Below are 218 nucleotides of genomic sequence, written 5' to 3'. Positions count from 1 at the left end.
ACAACGAGTGGCGATGCTTCAAGCGGATTTACCATCACCAACAAATTGTCGATTGAAAAAATTAAGATCACGGCAACGAAAGAATGGAAGGATGTCAACGGAGACAACCTAACGGGTTCCAAACCGGATGTCACACTTGCACTGTATAACGGCGATACTCAAATCGGCGAATCCAAGAAACTTGAAAACGGTGCGACACAAGCGACTTGGGATAACTT

General features: G+C 45.0%; 1 protein-coding gene. It reads left to right on the top strand.

Annotation, left to right across the window (positions count from 1 at the left end):
• On the top strand, positions 1-218 hold a 218-nt coding region (locus tag HMPREF2801_RS01700), incomplete at both ends, for a Cna B-type domain-containing protein (protein WP_148130060.1).

This window comes from Peptoniphilus sp. HMSC062D09 (assembly GCF_001811425.1).
In the GTDB taxonomy this organism is placed as follows: domain Bacteria; phylum Bacillota; class Clostridia; order Tissierellales; family Peptoniphilaceae; genus Peptoniphilus_A.
The sequence above is the reverse complement of the archived record's forward strand: the minus strand, read 5'-3'. Positions and strand labels throughout refer to the sequence as shown.